1 pseudogene is annotated in these 255 nt (G+C 60.8%); it reads left to right on the top strand.

Annotation, left to right across the window (positions count from 1 at the left end):
* Positions 1 to 77 precede the first annotated feature (77 nt).
* Positions 78 to 255 (top strand): annotated as a pseudogene (locus AB4Y44_RS42725) (electron transfer flavoprotein subunit alpha/FixB family protein); the annotation flags it as partial.

Here is a 255-nt window from a genome sequence, read left to right as displayed (position 1 = left end):
TGAAGGTGCCGGACGTGAAGACGCTGGTCGAGAAGCTGAAGACGGAAGCCAAGGTGCTGTAAGGGGAGCAGACGAAAATGACGAATCTGGTTAGTGCCGAACACGACAATCAGTCGATCAAGGCCGCGACGCTGAACACGGTCGCCGCAGCACAGAAGATTGGCGGCGACGTGCACGTGCTGGTCGCGGGTCACAACGCACAAGCTGCGGCGGATGCAGCCGCGAAGATTGCAGGCGTGGCGAAGGTGCTGCTGG

It is taken from the genome of Paraburkholderia sp. BR10937 (genome assembly GCF_040965695.1).
Classification (GTDB): Bacteria; Pseudomonadota; Gammaproteobacteria; order Burkholderiales; family Burkholderiaceae; genus Paraburkholderia.
Note: the sequence above shows the minus strand (reverse complement) of the source record. Positions and strands in the feature narration are given on the sequence as shown.